This is a genomic window from Mesorhizobium sp. WSM4847 (assembly GCF_055811335.1).
Genome location: NZ_JBVVPY010000003.1, coordinates 212,967 through 237,806 on the forward strand (window position 1 = coordinate 212,967; position 24,840 = coordinate 237,806).

Genomic DNA, 24,840 nt, shown 5'->3' on the forward strand with positions numbered 1-24,840 from the left:
CCCGGTGCGCTTTCGCGCGCTTGACCCCAACGTGATGGAGGAGATGGCAATGCCGTTCGAGTTCACGCATGTTCCCGGTAAAACTCACCCGGCCGACCCAACCGCGCCGTTTTTCTACGATTTCGCGGAAACCGCGACAAAGCTGTCGCTGATCGAGGACATCGGTTTCCAGAAAATCGTCGTCGACGATCCGGCCGGGCTGCTGACCAATATGGATATTGCCGCCCGGGCGCTGGACCGCACTTCTTCGCTCGAGATCGTTCTCACGCATTGGGCTGGTGTGATCGACCCGACGGTGGCGGCACGGCAATTGGCGGCCCTCGACGCGAAAAGCGGCGGTCGGCTGTCGCTCAGGATGCTCAGCGAGCCGCTGAACGACGACGATGCCGAAACACGCCCGGTCGGTCATACGGTTGTCTGGCAGCGCATCGATGAATATCTGGTGCTGCTGAAACGGTTGTGGTCGAACGACAGGCCGTTCGACCATGAAGGCGCCTTCTACAGCGTCAGCGGCGGCTATGTGCCGCGCAAGGGGCCGCGTAGCGCCGGGGTGAGCATCCGCATGGGCGGACGGTCCGGAACGGCGCTCAGGGTCGCCGGGCGGCATGCCGATGTCTTCGAGCTGACGCCGGGTTCGCTCGACGAGATCCGGCAACTGATGGAGCGGGTTCGCAATGCCGCCGCCGAACACGGTCGGGCCGGCAAGCTGCGTTTCGCGCTCCCCGTCCGGATCCGTTCGGAGGGCAACGCTTCCTGCCAGAAGGCGGTCGAATTTGTCGGGCCGCCGACACAAGTCGCGCTTTCCCTGCTTCCTTATGCTGCCCTGGGAATCGAGGAGTTCATGATCGTCGGTGTCGACAGGCCGGGCGGCATCGCGGCGGCGGGCCGCGAGGTGATCGCGCTGCTGCGCAATTCGCTGACGCGCCGCGAGGCCGATGTCCCTCAGCCCGGCGCGTTTGCGCCTCGCGTGATCCGCGAAGCACGCGCCGGCTGAGCGCGTGCTATGCGCTTTGTGGTCGCCAACCCGAAGCGCGTGGCCATTGCCGGCCTTTCCACATCAGCACCATGAAGTAAGGCCCGCCAACCAGGGCAGCAAGCAAACCCGCCGGAATCTGCCACGGGAAAATCAGCATCCGGCCGGCCCAGTCGGCCGAGACAAGCATCATCCCGCCAAGCATCGCGGAAGCGAAAAGCTGCGGCAACGCGCGTTGAAGACCGAGCATGCGGGCCAGGTGCGGCGCCATCAATCCGACGAAGCTCAGCGGCCCGATGACCAGCGTGGCTATTGTCGTCGGCACCGAGATAAGCACCAGGAGGACGACCCGCACGCGAAACAGGCCAAGCCCGAGCCCGCGCGAGGCGGCTTCTCCAAGCGGCAGGATTTCCAGCCAGCGGCTGGTGAGGGGCACGATGGCGAGCAGAGCAGTCGCCGTCACGGCAGCGATTGAGGCATCGGCGGCGGTGGCTCGGTAGGTGGAGCCGGACAGCCAGCCGATCAGCGTATCGAGCCGAGGATCGCCGCTGGCGAGCATCACCGCCGAGAATGCCGACGCCATCGTCGCCACGGCGACCCCGGAAAGCAGCAACCGATCAGGCGCGAGGGGCTGCCGGCGGGCGGTCGGCGAAACCATCGCCAGGCTGACCAGCGCCCCGACGAGACCGGCCGCGATCATCGCCGGACGGTTGACATCAGAAGTCGCGACGAAGAGCAGCAGTATGCCTAGCGAGGCGCCGCCTGAGATACCCAGCACCTCGGGCGCCGCCATCGGATTGCCGGTCATCCGCTGCATCAGCGTGCCGACCACGCCAAGCATCATGCCAGCGCAAACCGCGACGACGATGCGAGGCGCTCTGAGCGGCAGCAGGTCGGCAAGTTCGGCGGCCGAGGCCACGTGCCAGCCGGTCGCGCCTCGCCCGATGACAAGCGCGGCGCAGAGAAGAAGCGCCATCGCGACGAGCCCGAGCAGCAGACAGGGCCACCCGCTGCGCCTGCGCACGGAAGCCAGCATGGTGCCGTCCCGATCCGGGCTGGTGCGCAATTTCGGCAGGAGAAGAAACAGCAGCGGCGCACCGAGGAAAGCAGTCGCCACGCCTGCCGGGATTTCGGAGGTAAACGGCAGGACCTGCACCAGCCGGTCGGTCAGCCACAACAGCATGGCGCCCGCAAGCGGCGCCCAGATCATGCGCTGGCGCAGGGTCCGTGCGCCGGCGAGCCTGACCAGCGCCGGCGCCGCAAGCGCCACGAAGCTGATGACGCCGACGGCTGCGACCACCATGCTGCTCAGAGCGACGGCGACGGTCATCCCGGCCAGCCGTGTCATCGCGGGATTCGTTCCGAGGCTTTCGGCTCCCTCGTCGCTCAGGTCGAGAAGCCGCAGCGGCCGGAGCAGAAGGAAGGCGGCAAAGCCGGCCATCGCCAGCCATGGCGCGAACCCGAGCACTACGGCATCGCCGTTCTGGATCAGCGAACCGCTCTGCCAGATGAAGAGTTCCTCGGAATATTCGCGGTTGGCCGCCATCAGCAGGGCGCTCGCCGAACTGCATGTGAGGCTGACCACCAGGCCGGAAATGATGATCGCGACCGGCGAGAAACTCCGGCCCCGGGCCAGAGCCAAAACCGCCAGCGTCGACAGGGCGCCGCCGGCGAGCGCCATCCATTCGCGACCTTGCTCCAGCAGCCACGGCGCGTAGAGCGTGGCGATCGTCAGGGCGACGGTGGCGCCTGCATTGGTGCCGATGGTCGTCGGCTCGGCGAGCGGATTGCGCAGCAGCTGCTGGAGCAGCGCGCCGGTCAGGCCGAGCGCCGCGCCGGCCAGCAGGCTGATCGCCAGGCGCGGCAGGAAGGCATGCCGGTAAAGCAGCTGCCGCGGATCGGAAAAGTCGGTCGCCACGAGCGACTGCCACCACATTTCGGCGGGCAACAGGCGCAAAAGCCCGGCAGCGGTGAGATAGGCGGCGAGCACCGCCGGCAGGCCGACGAGGGCGACGAGCATCCCTGCCTTGAAACGAGCACGATGGCTGGCCGTGGACTGCATGATGGTCATGCCCGGGCCAAAAACGTCGCAAAACGGGCAGCGGCGGCCAGCCCGCCGAACGGCCATACCGGCGGGATTGTCCTGACGTTGCCGGCCTTGACACAGGGAAGGTTCGCCCAGAGGCTGCTCTGGTCGATCCTGATCTTCACATGCGGCGGGATCGGATCGAGGGTAATCACGCGGGCCTCGCCGATCGCAACCAGCTCTTCGATGCCCAGCATGGAAAAGCCCCAGCTATCGGTCGGCGCCGTCCAGGCGTTGGTGAGGCTCAACCTGGCGAGCACGTCCTGGAACAGACTGCCCTTGCCGTAGACACGGACGTGACGATCGTCGAACATGCTGACCACCGCGAGCGGCTGGTCTGCCCGCCCTGAAAACTGTGCCCTGATCTGGGCGATTGCCGCCGCCGTTTCCTGGACAAGGCGCAGCGCCTCAGCCTCGCGGCCGAGTTTTGAGCCAAGTTTCAGAGTCTCATTCTCGGCCTGGCGATAAGGCGCTTCGGTGCCATCGTAGAAGGGCACCGTATGCAGCGGCGCGATCCGCCTGAACGGAGCTTCGTCCAGCCCATAGCCATAGGCACCGGTGATAAGATCGGGCTTGAGTTCCAGGAGCAGTTCGAGATTGGGCTCGCCGCGCGAGCCGAGATCGAGGCAGCCGGCAGGAAGAGCCGGTCCCGCGACCCAGTCGCGGTAACCTTTGGTGTCGGCGACCGCCACCGGGCCGATCCCGAGCGAGATGACCATCTCGGCCGAGGTCCATTCGAGGCAGGCGATGCGCGGCGGCGGAGCGGCATGCGCCGGGTCGCCGCGCAGGCCTAGGCTCGTCGCGGCCAGGCCGGCCAGGCACCGGCGCCGCGTCAGTGGCGCCAATTGGGTCCGGGCCTGCACGCGCGGGTCACCATGTGTACTTCACCGAGCCGTTGATCCGGCGACCCTCGCCATAAAAGCAGCCGAAGCTTTCCGCGTAGCAGGAGGCGACATAGCGCTTGTCGAACAGATTGCTGACATTGAGGTTCAGCTCGGCGTTCCTCCATTCGTAGTGGAGTGCGGCATCGACAAGCGTGACTGCCGGCACTTTGAAAGTGTTGGCGTCGTCGCCGAAGGTCGAGCCGACATAGCGGATGCCGGCGCCGAGCCCGAAGCCTTCCAATTTGCCGCTGCCGACGGTGTAATTCGCCCACAGCGAGGCCGCATGCTCCGGCACGCCGAATGGGGTGTTGCTCTCATCGCTGATTGTCTCGCCACTATCGTCATCGACGGTGATCGAGGTGGCCTTGGTGATCTCGGTGTCGAGATAGGTATAGGCCGCCCGGAAATCGAAGCCTGAATCGAGGCTCGCAACAGCTTCCAGCTCGATGCCGCGCGACCTGATCTCGCCGGTCTGGAAGATATCGTTGGGCGCGCCAACACCGCCATAGCGCACGACATTCTGCCGGGCCAGGTCGAACGCCGAAATGGTGACGAAAGCGTTCCAGCCGACCGGCTGGTATTTCAGCCCGACCTCGTACTGCTTGCCGGTTTCGGGCACGAGCGGATTGCCGTTGCTGTCGGGGCCGGACACCGGCTGGAACGATTCGGAATAGCTGACATAAGGGGCAAGGCCGTTGTCGGCGAGATAAAGCAGACCGGCGCGGCTGGTGAAGGCGTCGTCCTTCTGGCGCGGACCGAAAGCGCCGGCCAGATTGTCGTGGACTTTCGCGTCGGCCCAGTCCTGGCGGCCGCCCAGCGTCAGCCGCCAGTTGCCCAGCTTGATCTGGTCCTGTGCGTAGAGGCCGACCTGCGATTGGGTGGTGTCGGTGTCGGTATAGGGTGTCATTTCGCCGACCGGGTAGCCATAGGCCGGGTCGAATATGTTGAATTCATCGTCGGTCATATCGTTGCTGGCGGCATAGTCGCGGTAGGTGTAGCGCTTGTAGTCGAGGCCGAGAAGCAGCGTGTGGGCGAGCGGCCCGGTGTCGAAATCGGCCTGCGCCTGGTTGTCGATGGTCACGCCGCTGAGCCTGCTGCCGCCGGCATCGGCATAGCGGGAATAGTCGCCCTCATCATTCAGAAGCCCGCCGCCGAAGACGCCTTCCTCATAGTGCTTCAGATAGACGTAGCGGGCATGCTGGCGAACCTGCCACGTCTCGTTGAGGCGGTGATCCAACTCGTAACCGATCGACGCCTGGTCGTTGTCGTAGGTGTCGAAGCCCGGTTCGCCGACGAACATGCTGTTCGGCAGGTATTTTCCGTCCCTGCCCGGCCTGATCGTGCCGTATGCCGGCAGATACTGCATCGCCCAGCCGGACCGGTCGCGCTGATAGTTGGCGAGGATGGTCAGGCTGGTATCGGCATCGGGCTGCCAGGTCAGCGCCGGCGCGATGAAGATGCGGTCGTCCTCGACGAAGTCTGTCTGCGTATCGCCGGTGTGGGCGGCGCCGGTGAGGCGGAACAGCAGCGACTTGTCGGCGTTGACAGCCCCGCTGAAGTCGAACTTTCCTTCATAGCGGTCGAAGCTTCCGGCGCCGAGCTCAACCTCGCGGAGGTTCTCCTCGGTCGGACGCTTGCTGACATAGTTGATGATGCCGCCAGGACTTGCCTGGCCGTAAAGAACCGATGCCGGCCCGCGCAGGATTTCGTAGCGTTCGGCACCGTAGGAATCGAGCGCCGTGAACAGCGTGAAATTGCTTTCCTTGAGCTGCAGCCCGTCCTTGTAGAAGACGCCGCTGGAGTTCGAAATGCCGCGTATCTGCAAGCCGTGGCCACGATTGTCGGTGCCGTAGAGATTGCCGGTTGCGCCTGGCGTATACCGCAGCGCGCTGTTCAGGCTGTCCACCGCCTGCGCTTCCATCTGGTCTTTGGTGATGACCGATATCGACTGCGGCGTCTCGATCAGCGGTGTTTCGGTCTTGGTAGCGGTGGAGCCCTGGGTGGCGACATAGCCGTCGACCGTCCCAAAGGCGCTTTCGACGCGTTCCTGAATATTGATCGGGTCGAGAGTGGTGGTCGCCTCCTGCGCGACGGCGTGACCGCCGCCAAGCAGCACCGGCAGCGACATCGCCGCGACCAGCAGGTTTCGGCGCGCAGTCACTTCGCTTTGAGTTCTTCCGCGACCTGAACCAACGACCATCTCGGCGCGCTCCACATTTCGTGTTTCGACGCAAATCCGGCGCGTCACGACATTTTGTTGACTCAAAAGTCATCTTCATTGTTGACTAGTAAACTCATGTTTCATAGTCAACCGGACATCGGCGCCCGCAAACCGGATTGCCGAAAACCGGATTTCGAAATGCGCGGAAAGCTGGAGTGAGGCCGAGACCGTGGCAGGAATTCATGCCCAGACTGCCTTCCATGTCGAAGCGGTGCGGTTCGCCGTCGGCGAGCGGACGCTGCTCGGTCCGGTTACACTCGAGTTGCAACGCTCGCGCGTCTATGGGCTGATCGGGCACAACGGCTCGGGCAAGTCGACGCTGATCAAGCTCCTGGCGCGCCAGCAGCCGGCAAGCTCGGGCGGCATAACCTTCGCGCAGCGGCCGCTGGTGCAGTGGGGCGCGCGCGAACTGGCGCGCGCGCTCGCCTATCTGCCGCAGACGACGCCGGCGGCGACCGGCCTGACGGTGCGCGAACTGGCGACGCTCGGCCGCTATCCCTGGCATGGCGCGCTCGGTCGTTTCGGGCATGAGGACAGGCGCCATGTCGAGGAGGCGCTTGTCCTGACCGATATGGCTGACTTCACCGACCGGCTGGTCGACGAATTATCCGGCGGCGAGCGCCAGCGCGCATGGCTGGCCATGCTGGTGGCGCAGAATGCCGGCGTCATGCTGCTCGACGAGCCGATCTCGGCGCTCGACATCGCCCATCAGGTCGAGGTGCTGGGGCTGGTCAGGGACCTCAGCCGCAAGCGCGACCTGTGCGTCGTCGTCGTGCTGCACGATCCCAACATGGCGGCGCGCTACTGCGACGAATTGATCGCGCTGAAGGACGGCAGGCTGCTGACGCGCGGCACGCCGGACCAGATCATGCAGGGCGACGTGCTCAAAGGAATTTTCGGTGTCGAGATGGGCGTGTTTGCGCACCCCGTCACCGGCCAGCCCATCGGCTATGTGCAATGAGGCCACCGTGAGAATAAGGAAGAAGCCCTTGTCCAGACATGGTTTGTTCGCGGCGTTGCTCGCATCCGCCATCCTGTCGGCCGGCGGCGCAGCCGCCCAGGAGCACCCGGAGGCAGCCGCCCAGGAGCAACCGGGCGCGGCCCCGGCGATCGAGGCGCCGGCTCCAGTGCCTGGGCAGGCTGCGCCAGACGCCGCCGCGCCACCGGCGACGCAGCCCGGCGTGACAACACCTATCGAGACAACGCCTACCGAAACTGGCCCTTCGACGGCAACGTCCCTGACCCTGCCGCGTGACCTGTCGCCATGGGGCATGTTCATGGCGGCCGACATCGTCGTGAAAGCGGTGATGATCGGGTTGGCTTTTGCGTCCTTCGTCACCTGGACGATATGGCTGGCCAAATCGCTGGAGATCCTTGGCGGCAAGCTGCGCGCCCGCCGCGCGGCACAAGCGATCGGCAATGCCGCGACGTTGAACCAGGCCGGGCGCGCGCTTGGCCATAATAACGGTCCTGGCGCCCTGCTGGTGCGGGCAGCCGAGGAAGAGACCGCGCTTTCGGCCGGCTCGCTCGACCATGTGTCCGGCGACGGGCTGAAGGAACGGGTCACCTCGCGCATGTCGCGCATCGAGGCGGCGGCGGCGCGGCGCATGTCGCGCGGCACCGGCGTGCTGGCGACAATCGGCTCGACCGCGCCCTTCGTCGGCCTGTTCGGCACCGTCTGGGGCATCATGAACGCCTTCATCGGCATCTCGCAGGCGCAGACCACCAACCTCGCCGTGGTTGCCCCGGGCATTGCGGAAGCCTTGCTGGCCACGGCGATGGGCCTTGTCGCGGCGATCCCGGCGGTGGTCATCTACAACGTCTTCGCGCGATCGATAGCCGGCTACAGGCAGATCCTTGCCGATGCGTCGGCAGGGGTCGAGCGGCTGGTCAGCCGGGATCTGGATTTCCGCACGGTCGCGCCGGCAAAGCAGATGGCCGCGGAATGAACACGGAGCGACGCCATGGCGGCTAGAATTCGAGAGAACATTGACGGCGATCTCGAGGAAAATCACGAGATCAACGTCACGCCGTTCATCGACGTGATCCTGGTTCTGCTGATCATCTTTATGGTCGCGGCGCCGCTGGCGACCGTGGATGTCAATGTCGACCTGCCGGGCTCGACCGCAACGCCTGCGCCTCGACCGGAGACGCCGCTGTTCCTGACGCTGAAGAACGATCTCAGCCTGGCGATCGGCAACGACAGCGTGCCGCGCGCAGCCTTCGCCGCCGCGCTGGTCGGCAGGACAAAAGGCGACAGGCAGACGCGCATCTTCCTGCGCGCCGACAAGGCGGTCGGCTACGGCGAGCTGATGGAGGTGATGAACCTTTTGCGCGGCGCCGGCTATCTGAAGATCGCGCTGGTTGGCCTCGAGACCGCGCCCGGCGATGCCGCGGCGCCGCAAGTCGGAACCGGCCAATAATGTCGCCGGCGGCCGCCCTGCCGATGGCCGATCAGAGGCGTTTCGGCGCGCGCGAGATCGCCTGGTGGGCGGGCGCGGCTGCGCTGGTCCTGATGGCGCATGCCGCGGTCGGCTATGCGATGCAGAGCTGGCGCCCGGCCGAGCCCGATGGCGGGCCGCCGCAGGCGCAGGTGATCGAGCTGTCGCCAATGGCGCTCACGCCGGCCGAGCCGGCGCCGATATCGGATGAGATAGCGCCCGATCAGCCGGACCCGGCCGAGCAGCCCGAGATAACCGTAACGGAGCCTCCGCCCGAACCGCCCGTCGAGCAGGCCGAGCCGGTCACCGAGCCATCGGAGGCCGCTCCGGCCGACACGGTCGAGCCGACCCCGCCGACAGTGGCCGAACGGGTCGACCAGCCGCCGCTCGAGGAGGTCGTGCCCGAAATTGCCGAAGCCGTCACGCCGGAAGTGGTCGTTCCGCTGCCGCAGCCGAAACCGGTCGACAAACCCGTCGAGGCCAAGCCAAAGAAACAGGCAAAGACTGAGGTAAAGGAGCCGGCTGAGGTCAAGGCGAAGAAGCCTGTCAAAGAAGCCAAAAAGCGTCCGAAAAAGGAAAAGGCCGCACCGCCGCGGACGACGGCCAGTGTCGCTGCGACATCCGCAGCCAGGGCGGCCGCCCCGAAATCGACCAAGGCAACGGCTGCGAGATCCGGCGTGAGTCCGGACAGATGGAATTCGCGGCTGCGTGCATGGATAAGACGGCACACAAACTATCCAAGGGCGGCGAAGGCCCGGCGCTCGGAAGGCAGTCCGAGCGTGACCTTCACGATCGACGGATCCGGCCGGGTCCTGTCCGCCCGGCTGGCTCGTTCCTCCGGCGATCCGGACCTCGATAGGGCGGCGCTCAGCACATTACAGGGCGCCTCGGTGCCCGAGCCGCCGCCGGAACTCGGCTCCCGCATAACCCGCACCGCGCCATTCTCGTTCGCCCTGCGCAACTAAGTTCCTCGGCACAGTGATTTTGACAGGTCTGGGCCGGCAGCGAACGTCGACAATTCGGTCCAGTGGCAAACCGCCAACCTCTAGGATTAGCCGAATCATCCTCCACTTCGTCATCCCAGGGCGGAGCAAGGAGCGAAGCGACGCGGCGCAGACCCTGGGATCCATTCCGTGACATCAGCCGAAGAATGCAGCGGCTCAGAAGTGGCCGGCCTCTTGCCTCCGTCATCTGGTTGTCACATACCTGCCATATACATCCATAATTCCGGATTTTAGGATACATGGATAAGAACACCGCTCTTCTCGCATTGGCAGCGCTTGGCCAGGATACCAGGCTCGAAGTGTTTCGCCTGCTGGTGCGGGCGGGCGCAGACGGTGTGCCAGCCGGCGAGATCGCCGCGCGCCTCGGTGCGGTGCAGAACACCATGTCGGCGCATCTGAAGGTCCTTGACCATGCCGGCCTGGTCCGCGCCGAGCGCGACGGCCGGACGATCCGCTACGTTGCCGACATGACCGGCTTTCGCGATCTGCTTGCCTATCTCATGGAGGATTGCTGCAACGGCGCGCCGGAACTCTGCCAGCCGGTCATTCAGGCCGTGACTTGCTGCTAGAAGGGAGGACCACCCCATGAATGACCCATACAACGTGCTTTTCCTGTGCACCGGCAATTCGGCACGGTCGATCCTCGCCGAAGCGATCCTCAACCGTGTCGGCGCCGGCACGTTCAGGGCCTATTCGGCCGGATCTCGGCCGAAGGGAGAGGTCCATCCCTACGCGCTCCAGCTGTTGAAAACCCTCAACCACGACACGTCCTTCGCCCGCTCAAAAGACTGGCAGGAATTCGCGGCTCCTGGCGCCCCGGAGATGAATTTCGTTTTCACGGTGTGCGACAACGCGGCCAATGAAGCCTGCCCGGTCTGGCCGGGACAGCCGATGACCGCGCATTGGGGGGTGCCCGACCCGGCCGTCGTGGACGGCACCGATGCCGAAAAGCATCTGGCCTTTGCCGAAGCCTATCGCATGCTCAACAACCGGATCTCGATCTTCGTCAGCCTGCCGATGAACACCATCGACAAGCTCGCCCTGCAGAGACGGCTCGATGAAATCGGCCGCGATCTGCCGAAGGCCGGCTGACATAATGGCGGCCGACCTGTCCCGCCGCATCGTCGCGGAAGCGCTCGGCACTGCGATGCTCGTTGCGACGGTCGTCGGGTCCGGCATCATGGCGGATCGTCTGACGGATGATGTGGGTCTCTCCTTGCTCGGCAACACGCTGCCGACTGGAGCGATTTTGGTGGTGCTGATCACCATACTCGGACCGATTTCCGGGGCGCATTTCAATCCGGCGGTGACGCTGGTTTTTGCGCTGCGGCGGGAAATCGAAGCGAACGCTGCCCTGACCTATGTGATCGCCCAGATTGTCGGCGGCGTCGCCGGAACGCTGCTGGCGCACGCCATGTTCGAACTGCCGATCCTACAAATCTCGCAAACCGTGCGGACCGGAAACGGACAATGGATTGCGGAGTTGGTGGCCGCCTTCGGCCTGGTCTTCACCATTCTGGCCGGCCTTCGCTTCCATTCGGATGCCATCCCCTGGCTGGTCGGCCTCTACATCACCGCGGCCTATTGGTTCACGGCCTCGACCTCGTTTGCCAATCCGGCAGTCGCCATCGCGCGGGCGGTTTCCAACACATTCGTGGGCATCCGGCCGATAGACCTGCCGGGGTTCATCCTTGCCGAACTTCTGGGCGCGCTGCTTGCCATGGCCTTGGCAGGATGGCTGCTCGCTGAGCCCAAACCAATCAGACAGATGAGGGCCGCGAAATGACCATCACCATCTACCACAACCCCGACTGCGGCACCTCGCGCAACACGTTGGCGATCATTCGGCAGTCCGGCGAAGAGCCTGATGTGATCGAATATCTGAAAAACCCGCCGTCGCGCGAGCGGCTGGTCGAGCTGATCAAGGCGATGGGGATGACGCCGCGCCAATTGCTGCGCGAGAAGGGCACGCCGTACGCCGAGCTCAATCTCGGCGACCCCAAATGGACCGACGACGAGATCGTCGATTTCATGCTGGCGCATCCGATCCTGATCAACCGGCCGATCGTGGTGACGCCCCTTGGCACTATGCTTGCTCGGCCGTCCGAAGCGGTTCTCGACATCCTGCCCAATCCTGAGATCGGGCCGTTCACCAAGGAAGACGGCGAAATCGTCATCGACGCGCAGGGCAAGCGCGTTGCCTGACCAATTGCCTGAAGACTCATTGCCGAACGTCGACGAAGACCTGTTCCGGCCGATCGACCTGCAGGCGCTGCTCGACGTGCCGCGGTCGATCCAAAAACCTCGCGTGCTGATGCTCTACGGCTCGCTGCGCGAGCGGTCCTACTCCCGGCTCGCGACGGAGGAGGCCGCTCGCATTTTGCGCCGCCTCGGCGCCGAAGTGCGCATCTACAATCCTTCCGGCCTGCCGCTGCCGGATTCGACCTCGGCCGACCACGCCAAAGTCCAGGAGCTGCGAGACCTGTCGATCTGGTCGGAAGCGCAGGTCTGGTGCTCGCCGGAGCGGCATGGCTCGATGACGGGAGTGATGAAGGCGCAGATCGACTGGCTGCCGCTCTCGGCCGGCGGCGTCAGGACCACGCAAGGCCGCACGCTCGCGGTGATGCAGGTGTCTGGCGGCTCGCAGAGTTTCAACGCCGTCAACCAGCTTCGTATCCTCGGCCGCTGGATGCGAATGGTCACCATCCCCAACCAGTCGTCGGTAGCCAAGGCTTTCAACGAGTTCGACGAGGCCGGCCGGATGAAGCCGTCGTCGTACTATAACAGGATCGTCGACGTGATGGAGGAGCTGATGAAGTTCACGCTGCTCTTGCGTGATCGGTCCGCCTATCTCACGGACCGTTATTCAGAGCGTGTCGAAAGCGCCGAAGCGGTTGCCGAGCGGGTCAATCAGCGGTCGATTTGAGAGCGGGTGTGGTTGCTAATTCGATAATTTTCGAAATAGTTATTGACGCGGCGTTGTCTCAGCGCTACCTTATTTTCATGAAACTCGAACAAGCAGCAAAACAGCTCGAAGCGCTCGGCAATCCGACGCGGCTGAAGCTTTATCGCACGCTGGTGCGGGCAGGCGAAACCGGGAGACCGGTCGGTTATCTGCAGGAAAGCCTCGGCATCGCTGCGTCGACGCTGTCGCATCATCTGCACCGGCTCATCCTGACCGGCCTGGTCACCCAGGAACGCCAGGCAACGACGCTGATTTGCCGTGCCAATTACCCTGTGATGAACGATCTCCTTGGCTTTCTTGCCGATGAATGTTGTGCCGATGCCGCATGCGGCCCGGCTGTCGGGGAGGCGGCTGCATAACTCTTTTTTTGACTGGTATTTCTATAATCCTAGAAACATAGAAGGGGTGTCATGGTTTCTGAAAACGATCTCCCGATCGCTATCATCGGCGGCGGACCTGTTGGCCTGGCGGCGGCCGCCCAACTGGTCAGCCGTGGCCTTCCGGTCAGGGTTTACGAGGCTGGTTCTTCTGTCGGCTCGAACCTTCGGGATTGGGGTCATGTCCGGGTTTTCACGCCATGGCGCTATTGTGTCGATGCGGTCGCCCGAAAACTTCTCGAGAGCCACGGCTGGCAAATGCCGGAGCCGGAGGCGTTCCCCACCGCCAATGAAATTGTCGACCAGTACCTCGCGCCGCTGGCAAAGCTTGCCGAACTGGCGCCGTCGATCGAGACCAGTGCCCGCGTTGTCGCCATTTCCCGCTGGGGAGCCGACAAGGTTCTGAGCAAGTCGCGGGAGACGCGGCCGTTCATGCTGCTGGTCGAAACGGCGAACGGCACGCGCCGGGACAGCGCGCGTGCCGTCATCGATGCGTCCGGCACCTGGCAGACGCCGAACCCTCTTGGCGCCGGCGGCTTGCCGGCCGAAGGCGAGAGGGAATTTGGCGACCGCTTCGCCTACGGCATCCCAAATGTTCTCGGCCGCGACCGTCATTTCTATGCAGGTCGCACGACATTGGTGGTCGGCGCCGGCCATTCCGCTGCCAATGCCTTGCTGGAATTGGCGGAGCTTGCGCAAACCGAACCGGGCACTTCGGCACTATGGGTGACGCGCAGCACCGACCTTGTCCGCATCTACGGCGGCGGCGATGCCGACGCCCTGCCGGCGCGGGGCGAGCTTGGCTCCGATGTACGACAACTCGCTGAGAGCGGCCGCGTGCGGCTGGTGACCGGCTTTGCCATTGTTGCAATCCGTGAGGTCGACGGCCGCCTCGCTGTCGAAGGCCGGACAAAGGATGGGTTGCGCACGCTCGGACCCGTCGACCGGATCATCGCCGCGACGGGGCAGCGGCCCGATCTCGCCTTGACCCGGGAGCTCCGGCTGGACCTCGATCCGTGGCTCGAAGGCGTCAAGGCGCTCGGACCGCTCATCGATCCCAACGAGCACTCATGCGGCGATGTCCCGCCGCATGGTCATCGCGAGCTCAGCCACCCCGAGCCCGATTTCTACACGGTCGGGGTCAAAAGCTACGGCCGGGCGCCGACATTCCTGCTGCTGACCGGCTACGAGCAGGTCCGCTCGGTCGCCGCGGCGCTCGCCGGCGACATGGCTGCCGCCGATGCCGTGCAGCTGGTGTTGCCCAAAACCGGCGTCTGCACGGTGCCGGTGTCACTTTCAGGCTCGTCGTCCCAGGGTTGCTGTGGCGGACCAGCGCCGGCAGCTGTCGACGCCTGCTGTGCCGACGATGCCAAGGCAAAGGCGAGCGGCAAGTCGGGCTGCGGCTGCGGCAGCACGCAAGCAGTGCGCAGCGACGATCTCGAGATCGCCGCTCAATGAGCGACCGGAAAATCCCGGCTGCCGCGCTCTGGGCGTTGGGGCTGACGCAGATCATCGGCTACGGTACGCTCTATTACAGTTTTAGCATCCTGGTACCGTCGATCGCGCGTGAGCTCGCCTGGCCAGAACAATGGGTTTTCGGCGCCTTGTCGGCGTCGCTGCTGGTGGGTGGACTGTTTGCGCCGACAGCGGGGCGCTGGGCCGATCGTTTCGGCGCCGGCCGCGTGATGACCTTTGGCTCGCTTGCTGCCGCAGCAGCGCTTGTGGCTTGCGCGGTTGCACCCGGCCGGGTGAGCTTCGTGCTGGCCTTGATGGCGATGGAACTGGCGTCTGCCTTCGTGCTCTACAGCGCCGCTTTCGTCGCGATCGTCCAGATCGGCGGCGCCAGGGCGCAGCGCAGGATCACCCATCTGACGCTGATCGCCGGCTTCGCCTCCACCCTGTTCTGGCCGCTGACGGCAGCACTGCACGAATACCTGAGCTGGCGCGAGGTCTATCTGGCCTTTGCGTTCATCAATGTCGCCATCTGCCTGCCCATCCATGCCTGGCTGGCGCGGCTGTCTCGTCGGGCGGACAAAAACGCTTCGGCGACACCTGCTGCCGCCGGCCCGGCGGGCGGACCGGTTGCCTTCACCGCGCGCGACCGCAGCAGAGTGTTTCTGCTCATGCTTGGCGGCTTCGCGATCGAGGGTTTCGTGCTGTCGTCGATCCTCGTTCACATGGTGCCGCTGACGGCGGCGCTCGGGCTTGGCTCCGCCGGGCTTGTCGTCACCACGCTTTTCGGCCCGTCCCAGGTGGCAAGCCGGCTGATCAACATGCTGTTCGGCGGCCGGCTTGCGCAGACCTGGCTCGCGGTGATCGGCGCGACATCGTTGCCGCTCGGCCTTGTCGTCCTGCTGGCGACGACACCGTCGGTGGCCGGCGCCATCGCCTTCGTCATCCTGTTTGGATTGGGCTCGGGCCTCGCCAGCATCGTCGGCGGCACGCTGCCGCTGGAACTGTTCGGACGGGAGCGCTACGGCGCCCGGCTCGGCTGGGTGACGGCCGCGCGTCAGTTCTCTTCAGCCCTTGCGCCATTTGCCCTTGCCATGGCGATGGCAGGCTTGGGCGTCCAGCCATCGCTCTGGTTCACCGCTGCAGCAGGCATGCTCGGCATACTGGCTTTTTTCGCCATCATCCTGATCAGACGGCAGCCCCTCGCGCCTGTGATGCTTACGTCAACGAACTGACGCCGCGCGCCGCGTCGAGCTGTGCGCAACACCGAGCCGCCGGCCATCGGCGCTCGACGGGCTGTGATGCGGTTGATAAGCCCTCTCCTCAAGGAGAGTCGAGACATGACCGTTGCGATCGAGATGGGCCATACGACCGCAGGCGCTCCGGCGGCACTGGATCTTGAGGAGCTGCTGGCGACGCGCCTGCTGGTGCAGGGCAATTCGGGCTCCGGCAAATCCCATCTGCTGCGCCGGCTGCTGGAGCAGAGTGCGCCCTGGGTGCAGCAGACCATCATCGACCCCGAAGGCGACTTCGTCTCGCTGGGCGACCGTTTCGGCCATTTGGTGATCGACGCCGAGGAGCATACCGAGCGCGGCCTGCAGAGCGCCGGCGAGCGGGCTCGCATCCACCGCGTCTCGACGGTTCTCAATCTCGAGGGGCTCGACGCTGAGAACCAGATGCGGCGCGCCGCCGCCTTCCTCGGCGGGCTTTTCGAGGTCGCCCGCGACCACTGGTATCCGATGCTGGTGGTGGTGGACGAGGCGCAGCTGTTCGCGCCGGCAGTGGCCGGCGAGGTTTCCGACGAGGCGCGCAAACTCTCGCTCGGCGCTATGACCAATTTGATGTGCCGTGGCCGCAAACGCGGGCTTGCCGGTATCATCGCAACCCAGCGGCTGGCCAAGCTCGCCAAGAACGTCGCCGCCGAGGCTTCCAATTTCCTCATGGGGCGGACCTTTCTCGACATCGACATGGCGCGCGCCGCCGACCTTTTGGGCATGGAGCGGCGACAGGCGGAGGCTTTTCGCGACCTGGAGCGCGGCCAGTTCATGGCGCTCGGCCCGGCGCTGTCGCGCCGTCCGCTCGGCTTGCGCATCGGCCCGACCGATACAAGTCCGCGCAACGGCACCCCGCGGCTGATGCCGCTGCCGGAAGCGGCATTGGAGGACGCCCGCGCCATCATCCTGGCAGCACCGCCGCCGGAAACTGTCCGGCCGCAGCGCCGGTCGTCGCCGGACCTTCTCGATCAGCTGATGGCGGCGAAGTCGGCGGCGCTGGAAATCCGCCCCGAACCGTCGGAGCCGCCGATCAGCGCCGAGGATCTGGCGGAGCGGCGTGAGCGCGTCGACCGTGTCCTGCACGCCGTTCTGGCGCAGCCCGACGCGGGCTTCCGGGTCATCGGCGTGCTTTATCAGGAGTTCGTGGTCCGCTGCCGGATAGAAGGCCTCGCCTCGGTGGTGCCGGACCTGCCCGCCTTTCGCCGCATGCTGACGCGCGCCCGCGCCGGCCTTGGCTCCGACATGGCAGGGGATGACGCCTGGCAAGACGTCTCGGCGCGCGCCTCGCTGCTGCCCGAGGATATGCAGGGCGTGTTCATGATGATCGCCCGCGCGGCGAAGGAGGGCTGGCCCTGCCCGAGCGACGCGGCGATCGCCCGCGCCTACGGCTCGCACTCGCTGCGCCGCGCCCGGCGCCTGCTGACCTATATCGAAGAGCAGGGGCTGATCGTCTGCCAGCTCGACGGTCTCGGCCGGCGGGTCGTGACGCTCGTCGAATTGGCCTGGGCGACGGCGCCGGGCGATCCCGGTGCTGCGGAGGTGGAGCAGGGGCGTTTGGCTGTGTGAGGCGGCGGCCGAGCGCGCAAGGGAGATGCCACGCATCAAGGCGATGTATGGCCAAGCGGCAGGTACAGCGGCGAGTCTTTTTGCGCAGATAGGGCCTTGGCCCGCCACAGCTCTTCTGCCCGGTCTTCATTATACGACGACGATTGGCGCGACGCAGATCCGCCTATTGTAAGTTGTTCGACGCTACAGCACTCCCTCCTGCCGACGGCGCTTCACATATCTTCTAAATTACCCGCGGGTCGGTTTGCTAATGAAGAGATCAGCCCCGATCAACTGACGAAGGACAAGAAATACGGCAGGACTGTAGCGCAAATAGCCGCCGAAACTACGCTACCGCCGCCGATTACCCCCTTCGGTTCATTCTGTTGACATCTCCTGCTTCTGGAGAGATGGTAAGATACTACGCGGCGGCCCTTTTTCCGAAGATTTTATTCTGCAGCTTCATCAAAGGATTTCGGCAATGCGTTTGTCTCAATCGCGCCGACTTATGGCCATCGCTTTGACGGCAATCGCAGCCGTCACCCTTCCCTCTTATGGACATGCCGAGGACAAGCTGCTGACGGAAGCGGTGCAGTTCAACGGTACGATCCTGTATCTCTCCACCGAAGTGCCTGGCCTGATCTTCGGCGCCGTGCGCAACGGCGAGACGGCCTTGGCCGGTTTCGGCAAGATTGCCGACGGGAGTGAAAAAGTGCCCGACGGCGACACAATGTTCCGCATCGCATCCGTGAGCAAGGTGTTCTGCGGCAGTGTGCTTTCCTCGCTGGCGATCGACGGCAAGGTACAGCTCACCGACCGACTGCAGGATCGCCTTGGCTGGGACGTCACGCTCCCTGAGAAGGATGGCCGCGCCCTCCGCCTGATCGATCTCGTCGCGCAAGCTTCCGGCCTTCCGCGGGAGGTGCCAGTGGCCGAGGCGCCCCCCTCCGACCCCTTCTCTACGAACACCAAAGAGGCGCAGATTGCCGCCCTCAAGGACAATCCGCTGCTGTTCGCGCCGGGCACCGCCGTTCTCTATTCGAACTTCGGATACGACCTCCTTGGAGCGGCGCTCGCAAATGTCTCTGGAAAGCCTTATGCCGAGCTCCTTCGGGAGCGTGTCCTCGATCCTCTCGGCATGAAAGACACGGTTTTCAACGCAAGACCGGAGGACGAGCCGCGCCTGATGCAGGGCCATAACTTCGACGGCAGCGCCATGCCCATCGTGCCGACAAGCACAGCCATGGAGTGCGCCGGTGGATTGTACTCGACCGCGGCCGACCTGCTGCGCTGGATGAACTGGCATGTCGACAACAAGCCTTCCGCGGCCGACGCCGAGTTCCGCCTAGTGAACCACGCGGCTTTTTTGTACCGGGACGGGCTCGCGTCGGTGGTGGGGCTGGATGACGGCGGCCCGATGGACGCCATGGGTCTCGGATGGGTCATCATGCTCCCCACCGAGCATCGCCCGCTCATCCTCCAGAAGAGCGGCGGCCTGCAAGGGATGTTTCTCTATGTTGCGATTGCACCGACACGCGGCGTCGGCGCTTTCTTCGTCATGAACGAGTTCAATGCCGCCGGCTTCATGGCTGGGGTCAAGACGACGAACGATCTCGTCGCAGAGATCGCTCCACGCTGATTTCCGCGCTGATCGGGGGAACGTGCGCGATGATTAATGCTGTGGAGGGGCCTGACGGACGGCATGTTTGGTGGCAAGGCAAGCTCGACATCGGCTATTTCCGGCCGACGGCTTGGCTATCCCCTCCTGAGGACGACCACCGCATGGATAGGTCGCCGCGTGCAGGTCAGGCCCAAGCGGCGCTTTTTATCTCAAATGTGGAGCTCTCTGGTTCGACTGTTCTGAGCTTGAAAGGGTCGATTGACCAAACTCAGATTGAGCCGTAGCTTCAGATAAGCGTGCGGCCTCGTTGTTTCAGCAGAGGCTCGCCTTGAGGATACCGATGGCTGGCAGTGACGATGCGCGTCTGCCTAAGCAGGTAGGTGAGCCGGCGCCGCATCATTCTGCGCCGGCAACAGTGCGGCGACGCGAGCTTCTCATTGCCGTCTCGACGCTCGCCGCATTCTTCGGATTGCCCGCCGCGGCCCGTAGTCAGGTCGCCTTGAGCAGCGCGATCGACCCCGGCGCGTTTCGCGAATTGACAGGCATACTGACGGGCATGTCGCCGAGCGACGCCACGCTGTCGGAATTGTTCCTGCAGGCATTCTCTGCTGACGCGGCCGATCTCGGAAAACTGCATGCGATCGTGACGGAACAGCCCGAGACAGAATGGGACAGCGCGATTGTGTCGGCGGGGCTGAAACCGCTGTCGGAATCGCTCATCCAAGCCTGGTATACGGGTAGCATCATGCACGGCTCGGAAGAACGCGTCCTTACCTATCTCGATGCGTTCGTCTGGCATGCCTGCGGTTACACCAAGCCGCCGACGCGATGCGACACGAATTTTGGCGCGTGGGCGAACGCACCGCCGCCCGGACGGTTTTCCGAATGACCGCGCCGGCGTCCGCCGATGTCGTGTTTGTCGGTTCAGGCGTAGCCGCGGCGCTTGCCGGCGCGGCTATCGCGAAAGCAGGCTTCAGCGTGCTGTTCCTCGAGGCGGGACCGCGCGTCGATCGCGGCACCGCTGTGACACGATTCCAGTACTCGTCCGCGAAGGGCCAGAACTCGCCCTACCCCGACCAGCCCTATGCGCCGCAGCCGGAAGAATCCGACTTCTCCGCCTACTATGTCGAGGCTGGGCCGGACACCTTTAGGGGACAGCAGGCGAGGATCGTCGGCGGCACCACGTGGCACTGGGGCGGGCTCGCCGCGCGGTTCCGGCCAAACGATTTCAAGATGCACTCGAAGTTCGGCGTCGGCGTCGATTGGCCTATCGCCTATGGCGACATGGAGCCGTGGTATCAGGCCGCCGAGGAAGAGATCGGCGTCGCAGGCGACGACACCGCCGATTTCGGCGCGCCGCGCTCAAAGTCGTTTCCGATGCCACCGATCCCCATGACCTATGCCGACAAGCAGGTCGGCATCGCTGCCAAGGCGCTCGGCTACTCGGTGTTGCCATTTCCACAGGCGCGCAATTCGGTGTGGCGGGATGGCCGCCCGCAATGCTGCGGCAATGCGAGCTGCGTGCCGATCTGCCCCATCCAGGCGAAGTACGACGCGACGCATCATCTCGCCATCGCGGAGCGCGCCAGCGCGCATGTCGAGCCGCAGGCCGTGGTGCACGAGCTAGTCGTCGGTCCGGACAAACGCATTGCCGAAGTGCGTTACCGTCGCCCGGATCGCAGCGAGGGCAGCGCGACCGGAAAAATTGTGGTCATCGCGGCGCATACCATTGAAACGCCAAAGCTGCTACTGCTTTCGACGGGAGACAATGCGCCGACGGGCGCGGCGAACAGTTCCGACCAGGTCGGCCGCAATCTGCTGTCGCAGATCGATGTCGGCATTCAGGGACTGACCAGGGATCCCGTGTTCACCTATCGCGGACCGGTCTCGACCGGTGGCATTGCCGAGCTTCGGGACGGCGATTTCCGCAACAAGCGTGCGGCCATCGGCATCTCGCCTTCCAATGAGGGCTGGGCGCGGGCGGTCGGTCCGTTCCAGGCTGCGACGACCTTCATCAAACAGGGCCTGCGCGGCGATGCGCTGAAGGCGGCAGTCCGTTCGCACGTCGCGCGGGAGCTGATCATTGGCAGCTCTGCCGAAATGCTTCCCAATCCGGACAATCGCGTGACACTGAGCGATCAGATGGACGGGATCGGCATTCCGCGGCCGAACATCGCCTTCAAGTCTGACGACTACACGGCGCGCGGGCTGGCGGTCGCGCGCGATGTGCAGAACAAGCTCATGGCTGCACTCGGCGCCACGCAGATCAAGCAGCTCGGCCCGATCGCCGACAGCGCGATCATGGGCGGCACGACACGCATGGGAGATGACCCGCTCACCTCGGTCGTCGACAGGGACCTGAAGAGCCACGACCATCCAAACCTCTACATCGTCGGCTCGTCCGTCTTCGCGTCCATCACGGCGAATGCGCCCACGCTCACCATTGCGGCGCTCAGTGCGCGCCTCGGCGCGCATCTCATCTCCCTGCTGAAGGCGTAAATGTCATGCGCGGGCGGGGCACTGTTTTCCTCGGTTTTGTCTCCGCAATGATGCTCGACGCACGGCACGGCTTGGCGCAGGCGCCGGCGAACTGGCAGACAAGTTTCGGCGTCTCGGCCTCGGAGACGAAGGAGCGGATCGTTGCGCTGCACGACCACATATTGCTGATCGGCGTCTGCATCGTCGCGCTCGTCGCCATGCTGATCGGTTTCGCGCTCTTGCGCTTCCGGGCGAGCCGGCACCCCACGGCGTCAAAAGTCACGCGCATGCCCTGGCTGGAATTCGGCTGGACGATCGCGCCGGTGCTGGTGCTGGGCGCGATCGCCGCGCCGTCGCTCCAGCTGCTCGCCTATGAGAGCGATATTCCCGACGCACAGTTGACGATAAAGGCCAGCGGCCATCAGTGGTTCTGGCGTTATTCCTATCCCGACAATGGCGGCTTCGCATACGATTCCATCATGTTGCCGCCGGCCTCCGTTCCGGCCGGTGAACCGCGTCTGCTAGCGGTCGACAATCGCATGGTTGTCCCGGTCGGCGCTGTCGTGCGCATACAGGTGACATCGTCGGACGTCGTGCACTCCTTCTTCATGCCGGCACTGGGCCTACAGATTTATGCCATGCCCGGGCGCCTCAACGAAACCTGGACACGCGTCGAGAAGCCGGGCGTCTATTACGGGCAGTGCAACCAGATCTGCGGTCTGAATCACTCCTTCATGCCGATCGCGATCGAGGCCATGGCGCAGCCTGATTTCGACGCCTGGGTGCGGGACGCTGCAACGCGATATCCGGTGGTCAGCGCCGCGACTATATCAGCGCAGGTGGCGAAATGAGCGCCACCGAACATAGGCGCGCGTGCCGGTCGATTGCGGCTTGGCTGTTCACCACCGACCATAAGGCGATCGGCACGCTTTATCTCGGATTCGCGATCATGGCGGGGACGCTGGGCGGCGCGATCTCGGGCTACATGCGGCTCGAACTGGCGCAGCCGGGCATGGACTATGTCGTCAACGGCCAGTCCTGGAACGCGCTGATCACCGCGCATGGCCTAATCATGATCTTTTACATGGTAATGCCGGCGTTGATCGGCGGCTTCGGCAACTGGTTCGTCCCGCTGATGATCGGTGCGCGCGACATGGCCTTTCCGGGACTGAACAGTCTCGGCTTCTGGTTGCTGCCGCTGTCCTTGATCCTGCTGATCGGGTCGCTGCTGGTCGGCGACGGAACGGGTACCGGCTGGAGCCTCTATCCGCCGCTGTCGGGCATAGACAGCCAGCCCGGACCGTCGGTCGACATGACGATCCTCGCGCTGCACTTGGCCGGCATTTCTTCCGTGATCAGCGCGATCAATTTCGTCACTACCATCCTTAACATGCGCGAGGATCGCTTGCCGCTGTTCGGCATGCCGCTGTTCGTGTGGTCGATCCTGATTTCGTCGCTCATGCTGCTTCTCGCCATGCCGGTGCTGGCGGCCGCGCTGGCGATGCTGCTTGCCGACCGCAATTTCGGCGGCGCCTTTTTCGATCCAGCCGGCGGCGGAGACCCGATGCTGTTCATGAACCTCTTCTGGTTCTTCGGCCATCCGGAGGTCTACATCATGATCCTGCCGGCCTTCGGCATCATCAGCCAGATCGTCTCGCGGTTCTCAGGTCGCCCGATTTTCGGTTATCCCGGCATGGTGCTGGCGATGGCATCAATTGCGGCGCTGGGTTTCATCGTCTGGGCGCACCATATGTTCACCGTCGGTGTCGGCTTCGCGCCGCGTGCCTTCTTCACGCTGGCCTCGATGGTGATCGCGGTGCCGACCGGCATCAAGGTGTTCGCCTGGATTGCCACTATGTGGGGCGGGTCGATCCGCCTCACCGTGCCGATGCTGTGGGCGCTGGGCTTCATCATCATGTTCACGGTCGGCGGCACGACGGGGATCGTGCTTGCCAATGCCGGCGCGGATCAAGTGCTGCACAACACCTACTACGTCGTCGCGCATTTCCACTATGTGCTGAGCCTCGGCGCGACCTATGCGATCTTCGCCGGCTTCTATTACTGGTTCCCGCGCATGACCGGACGCATGTTCCCGGAGTGGGTTGGACGGTTGCATTTCTGGTGCTTCTTCATCGGCACCAACGTTCTGTTTTTCCCGATGCATTTCCTCGGACTGGCAGGAATGCCACGGCGCATCGCGGATTATCCGGACGGTTTCTTGGGCTGGAATATGATTGCGTCGCTCGGCGCTGTGCTCGCGCTCGCCTCCACGCTGCTGTTCCTGGTGATGCTTGCGGTCTCGCTGCGGCGTGGCGCGCCGGCCCCGCGCGACGTGTGGGGTCCGGCTTTCACGCATGAATGGGATAACGATCCCGAGATGGCGCGTCCGCGTGGCACGGCGGGCGCGGAGGCAGGCGCGTGAGCAAGACTGTCACCGAGGTCGGCGGCACGGATGGCCGATGGCCTGTCGCTATTGCTGTCTCGCTGTTCCTGCTAGCGTGCGCCGGTCTCGCGCTCTTCCACCCGTCGCTGTTCGGCACGCTGGCCGGCAGCATCGCGGTACTCGGTCCGCTCGTGATCGCGGCGGGGCTTCTGCCATTGTTCATCGCTCTGACAGCGTGGTCACGGGCGACGAGTGGTGAGCGTGCGAATGGTCCGCAAAACACCTTTGGTCCGAGGATCGCGATCATCGCCTTAATCGCGTCCGAGGTAGCGTTCTTCGCCGCCTTGTCCGCCGTCTACCTACGATACGCGATCTATCCGGAGATCGCGGGGTTCAGCTCATGGCCACCTACGCCGATGCGCCCCGACGACCCTTGGGGCGGCCCGCTTCTCAACACAGTGATCCTCGTCGCGTCGGGGGTCTGCGTCGCAGCGGCGCATGACTGGCTTCTGAAAGAGCGATGGCAGCTTTCGGCTATCGGGCTTACCGTGGCGATCGCGCTCGGCGGCGTGTTCGTCGGCCTTCAGCTTCGGGAATTCAGCCTCGCCTCGGTGGGATTCCGCGACGGTGTCTATCCCTCGATCTTCTTCCTTACGACTGGCTTCCACGGCCTGCACGTCGTTATCGGCATCTTGTTGCTGTCGATCGCCGCATATCGGGTGATCCGCGCGCGCTCAGCCGGCGGCGCCGGCTTCATCGCGACGGCGGCATCCTGGTACTGGCATTTTGTCGATGCGGTGTGGCTTCTGCTGTTCGCCGTCTTCTACGCCTGGGCCAGCTAGGAGCGTACCGACGCGACGTCGACTAGCATCGGCATTGCGGAAACATATCTGGGAGCCGGCTGAGGGCGGCCTTCGCGGTTCAAAGTTGCATAGAAGCAAACTCAAAAGCACCCAGAAGAGCTGCCTCTGGCGGAAGTGATCTTACTCCATAGTCGATCAGTTTCCTGCAGGATCAAGTAGTGTAGTGGCTCCCGTCCTCGATCATCAATCGGCCAAGCATATCTCAAGCTGTAGTCGCAAAAGAATTGCGGCCGTGGCTTTGCCTAAAGGCAAGTTGCGCTTCAGGATGAGGGC

The 24,840-nt window shown here is 64.5% G+C and carries 23 protein-coding genes; 20 read left to right on the forward strand and 3 right to left on the reverse strand.

What is annotated here, in order from left to right; genetic code table 11:
* Positions 1 to 49 precede the first annotated feature (49 nt).
* Positions 50 to 994: an LLM class flavin-dependent oxidoreductase gene (locus tag AC0L28_RS05585; protein ID WP_023800515.1), complete on the forward strand. Its 945-nt coding sequence runs from the start codon at positions 50 to 52 to the stop codon at positions 992 to 994.
* Positions 995 to 1,001: 7 nt separating this feature from the next.
* Here AC0L28_RS05585 and fhuB read toward each other — a convergent pair whose 3' ends face one another.
* The 3 genes from fhuB to AC0L28_RS05600 are packed head-to-tail and all read right to left on the reverse strand — an operon-like array spanning position 1,002 to position 6,104.
* The gene (fhuB, locus tag AC0L28_RS05590; protein WP_473476084.1) at positions 1,002 to 3,044 is read right to left on the reverse strand and encodes a Fe(3+)-hydroxamate ABC transporter permease FhuB; all 2,043 of its coding nucleotides are present in this window, start codon (positions 3,042 to 3,044) and stop codon (positions 1,002 to 1,004) included.
* Entirely contained in the window at positions 3,041 to 3,922 is an 882-nt protein-coding gene (locus AC0L28_RS05595) for an ABC transporter substrate-binding protein (RefSeq protein ID WP_473476086.1), read from the reverse strand. The genes fhuB and AC0L28_RS05595 overlap by 4 nt, the downstream gene beginning before the upstream one ends.
* A 7-nt stretch (positions 3,923 to 3,929) precedes the next feature.
* Positions 3,930 to 6,104 (reverse strand): TonB-dependent siderophore receptor, encoded by a 2,175-nt coding sequence (locus AC0L28_RS05600; protein WP_473476088.1) that lies wholly within the window; start codon positions 6,102 to 6,104, stop codon positions 3,930 to 3,932.
* 229 nt (positions 6,105 to 6,333) lie between these two features.
* Here AC0L28_RS05600 and AC0L28_RS05605 point away from each other — a divergent pair, with 229 nt between their 5' ends.
* From AC0L28_RS05605 to AC0L28_RS05695, 19 genes are all read left to right on the forward strand, one after another.
* Positions 6,334 to 7,125, forward strand: coding sequence for an ATP-binding cassette domain-containing protein (locus tag AC0L28_RS05605; protein ID WP_128173647.1), 792 nt, complete (start codon positions 6,334 to 6,336; stop codon positions 7,123 to 7,125).
* Positions 7,126 to 7,153: 28 nt separating this feature from the next.
* The gene (gene exbB, locus AC0L28_RS05610) at positions 7,154 to 8,113 is read left to right on the forward strand and encodes a tonB-system energizer ExbB (RefSeq protein ID WP_473476090.1); all 960 of its coding nucleotides are present in this window, start codon (positions 7,154 to 7,156) and stop codon (positions 8,111 to 8,113) included.
* Positions 8,114 to 8,128: 15 nt separating this feature from the next.
* A complete protein-coding gene (exbD, locus tag AC0L28_RS05615) occupies positions 8,129 to 8,587 on the forward strand; it encodes a TonB system transport protein ExbD (RefSeq protein ID WP_023800509.1) in 459 nt (152 codons plus the stop codon).
* Positions 8,587 to 9,570, forward strand: a complete 984-nt coding sequence (locus AC0L28_RS05620; RefSeq protein WP_473476094.1) for a TonB family protein — start codon at positions 8,587 to 8,589, stop codon at positions 9,568 to 9,570. The genes exbD and AC0L28_RS05620 overlap by 1 nt, the downstream gene beginning before the upstream one ends.
* A gap of 278 nt (positions 9,571 to 9,848) precedes the next feature.
* The gene (locus AC0L28_RS05625; protein WP_473476096.1) at positions 9,849 to 10,178 is read left to right on the forward strand and encodes an ArsR/SmtB family transcription factor; all 330 of its coding nucleotides are present in this window, start codon (positions 9,849 to 9,851) and stop codon (positions 10,176 to 10,178) included.
* 16 nt (positions 10,179 to 10,194) lie between these two features.
* Positions 10,195 to 10,701 (forward strand): arsenate reductase ArsC, encoded by a 507-nt coding sequence (locus AC0L28_RS05630; RefSeq protein WP_473476099.1) that lies wholly within the window; start codon positions 10,195 to 10,197, stop codon positions 10,699 to 10,701.
* Positions 10,702 to 10,705: 4 nt separating this feature from the next.
* Positions 10,706 to 11,395 (forward strand): aquaporin, encoded by a 690-nt coding sequence (locus tag AC0L28_RS05635; protein ID WP_473476101.1) that lies wholly within the window; start codon positions 10,706 to 10,708, stop codon positions 11,393 to 11,395.
* Complete coding sequence (gene arsC / locus AC0L28_RS05640; protein ID WP_473476104.1) at positions 11,392 to 11,814, forward strand: arsenate reductase (glutaredoxin); 423 nt, start codon at positions 11,392 to 11,394, stop codon at positions 11,812 to 11,814. Before AC0L28_RS05635 ends, arsC begins: the two co-directional genes overlap by 4 nt.
* A 4-nt stretch (positions 11,815 to 11,818) precedes the next feature.
* Positions 11,819 to 12,535, forward strand: coding sequence for an arsenical resistance protein ArsH (gene arsH, locus AC0L28_RS05645; protein ID WP_473476277.1), 717 nt, complete (start codon positions 11,819 to 11,821; stop codon positions 12,533 to 12,535).
* 77 nt (positions 12,536 to 12,612) lie between these two features.
* Entirely contained in the window at positions 12,613 to 12,933 is a 321-nt protein-coding gene (locus tag AC0L28_RS05650; RefSeq protein ID WP_091592333.1) for an ArsR/SmtB family transcription factor, read from the forward strand.
* Between the two features lie 51 nt (positions 12,934 to 12,984).
* Positions 12,985 to 14,409 (forward strand): NAD(P)-binding domain-containing protein, encoded by a 1,425-nt coding sequence (locus AC0L28_RS05655; protein WP_473476107.1) that lies wholly within the window; start codon positions 12,985 to 12,987, stop codon positions 14,407 to 14,409.
* A complete protein-coding gene (arsK, locus tag AC0L28_RS05660; protein WP_473476109.1) occupies positions 14,406 to 15,638 on the forward strand; it encodes an arsenite efflux MFS transporter ArsK in 1,233 nt (410 codons plus the stop codon). Before AC0L28_RS05655 ends, arsK begins: the two co-directional genes overlap by 4 nt.
* Before the next feature lie 105 nt (positions 15,639 to 15,743).
* Positions 15,744 to 17,243, forward strand: coding sequence for a helicase HerA domain-containing protein (locus AC0L28_RS05665; protein WP_473476111.1), 1,500 nt, complete (start codon positions 15,744 to 15,746; stop codon positions 17,241 to 17,243).
* A 487-nt stretch (positions 17,244 to 17,730) separates the two neighbouring features.
* A complete protein-coding gene (gene ampH / locus AC0L28_RS05670; RefSeq protein ID WP_287302763.1) occupies positions 17,731 to 18,861 on the forward strand; it encodes a D-alanyl-D-alanine-carboxypeptidase/endopeptidase AmpH in 1,131 nt (376 codons plus the stop codon).
* Positions 18,862 to 19,183: 322 nt separating this feature from the next.
* A complete protein-coding gene (locus AC0L28_RS05675) occupies positions 19,184 to 19,732 on the forward strand; it encodes a sugar dehydrogenase complex small subunit (protein WP_128181332.1) in 549 nt (182 codons plus the stop codon).
* The gene (locus tag AC0L28_RS05680) at positions 19,729 to 21,342 is read left to right on the forward strand and encodes a GMC family oxidoreductase (protein WP_473476113.1); all 1,614 of its coding nucleotides are present in this window, start codon (positions 19,729 to 19,731) and stop codon (positions 21,340 to 21,342) included. Before AC0L28_RS05675 ends, AC0L28_RS05680 begins: the two co-directional genes overlap by 4 nt.
* 5 nt (positions 21,343 to 21,347) lie before the next feature.
* Positions 21,348 to 22,172 (forward strand): cytochrome c oxidase subunit II, encoded by an 825-nt coding sequence (gene coxB, locus AC0L28_RS05685; RefSeq protein WP_091592347.1) that lies wholly within the window; start codon positions 21,348 to 21,350, stop codon positions 22,170 to 22,172.
* On the forward strand, positions 22,169 to 23,743 hold the full coding sequence (locus tag AC0L28_RS05690; protein ID WP_473476115.1) for a cytochrome c oxidase subunit I: 1,575 nt from the start codon (positions 22,169 to 22,171) through the stop codon (positions 23,741 to 23,743). The genes coxB and AC0L28_RS05690 overlap by 4 nt, the downstream gene beginning before the upstream one ends.
* Positions 23,740 to 24,546, forward strand: coding sequence for a cytochrome c oxidase subunit 3 (locus AC0L28_RS05695; protein ID WP_473476116.1), 807 nt, complete (start codon positions 23,740 to 23,742; stop codon positions 24,544 to 24,546). Before AC0L28_RS05690 ends, AC0L28_RS05695 begins: the two co-directional genes overlap by 4 nt.
* Positions 24,547 to 24,840 lie beyond the last annotated feature (294 nt).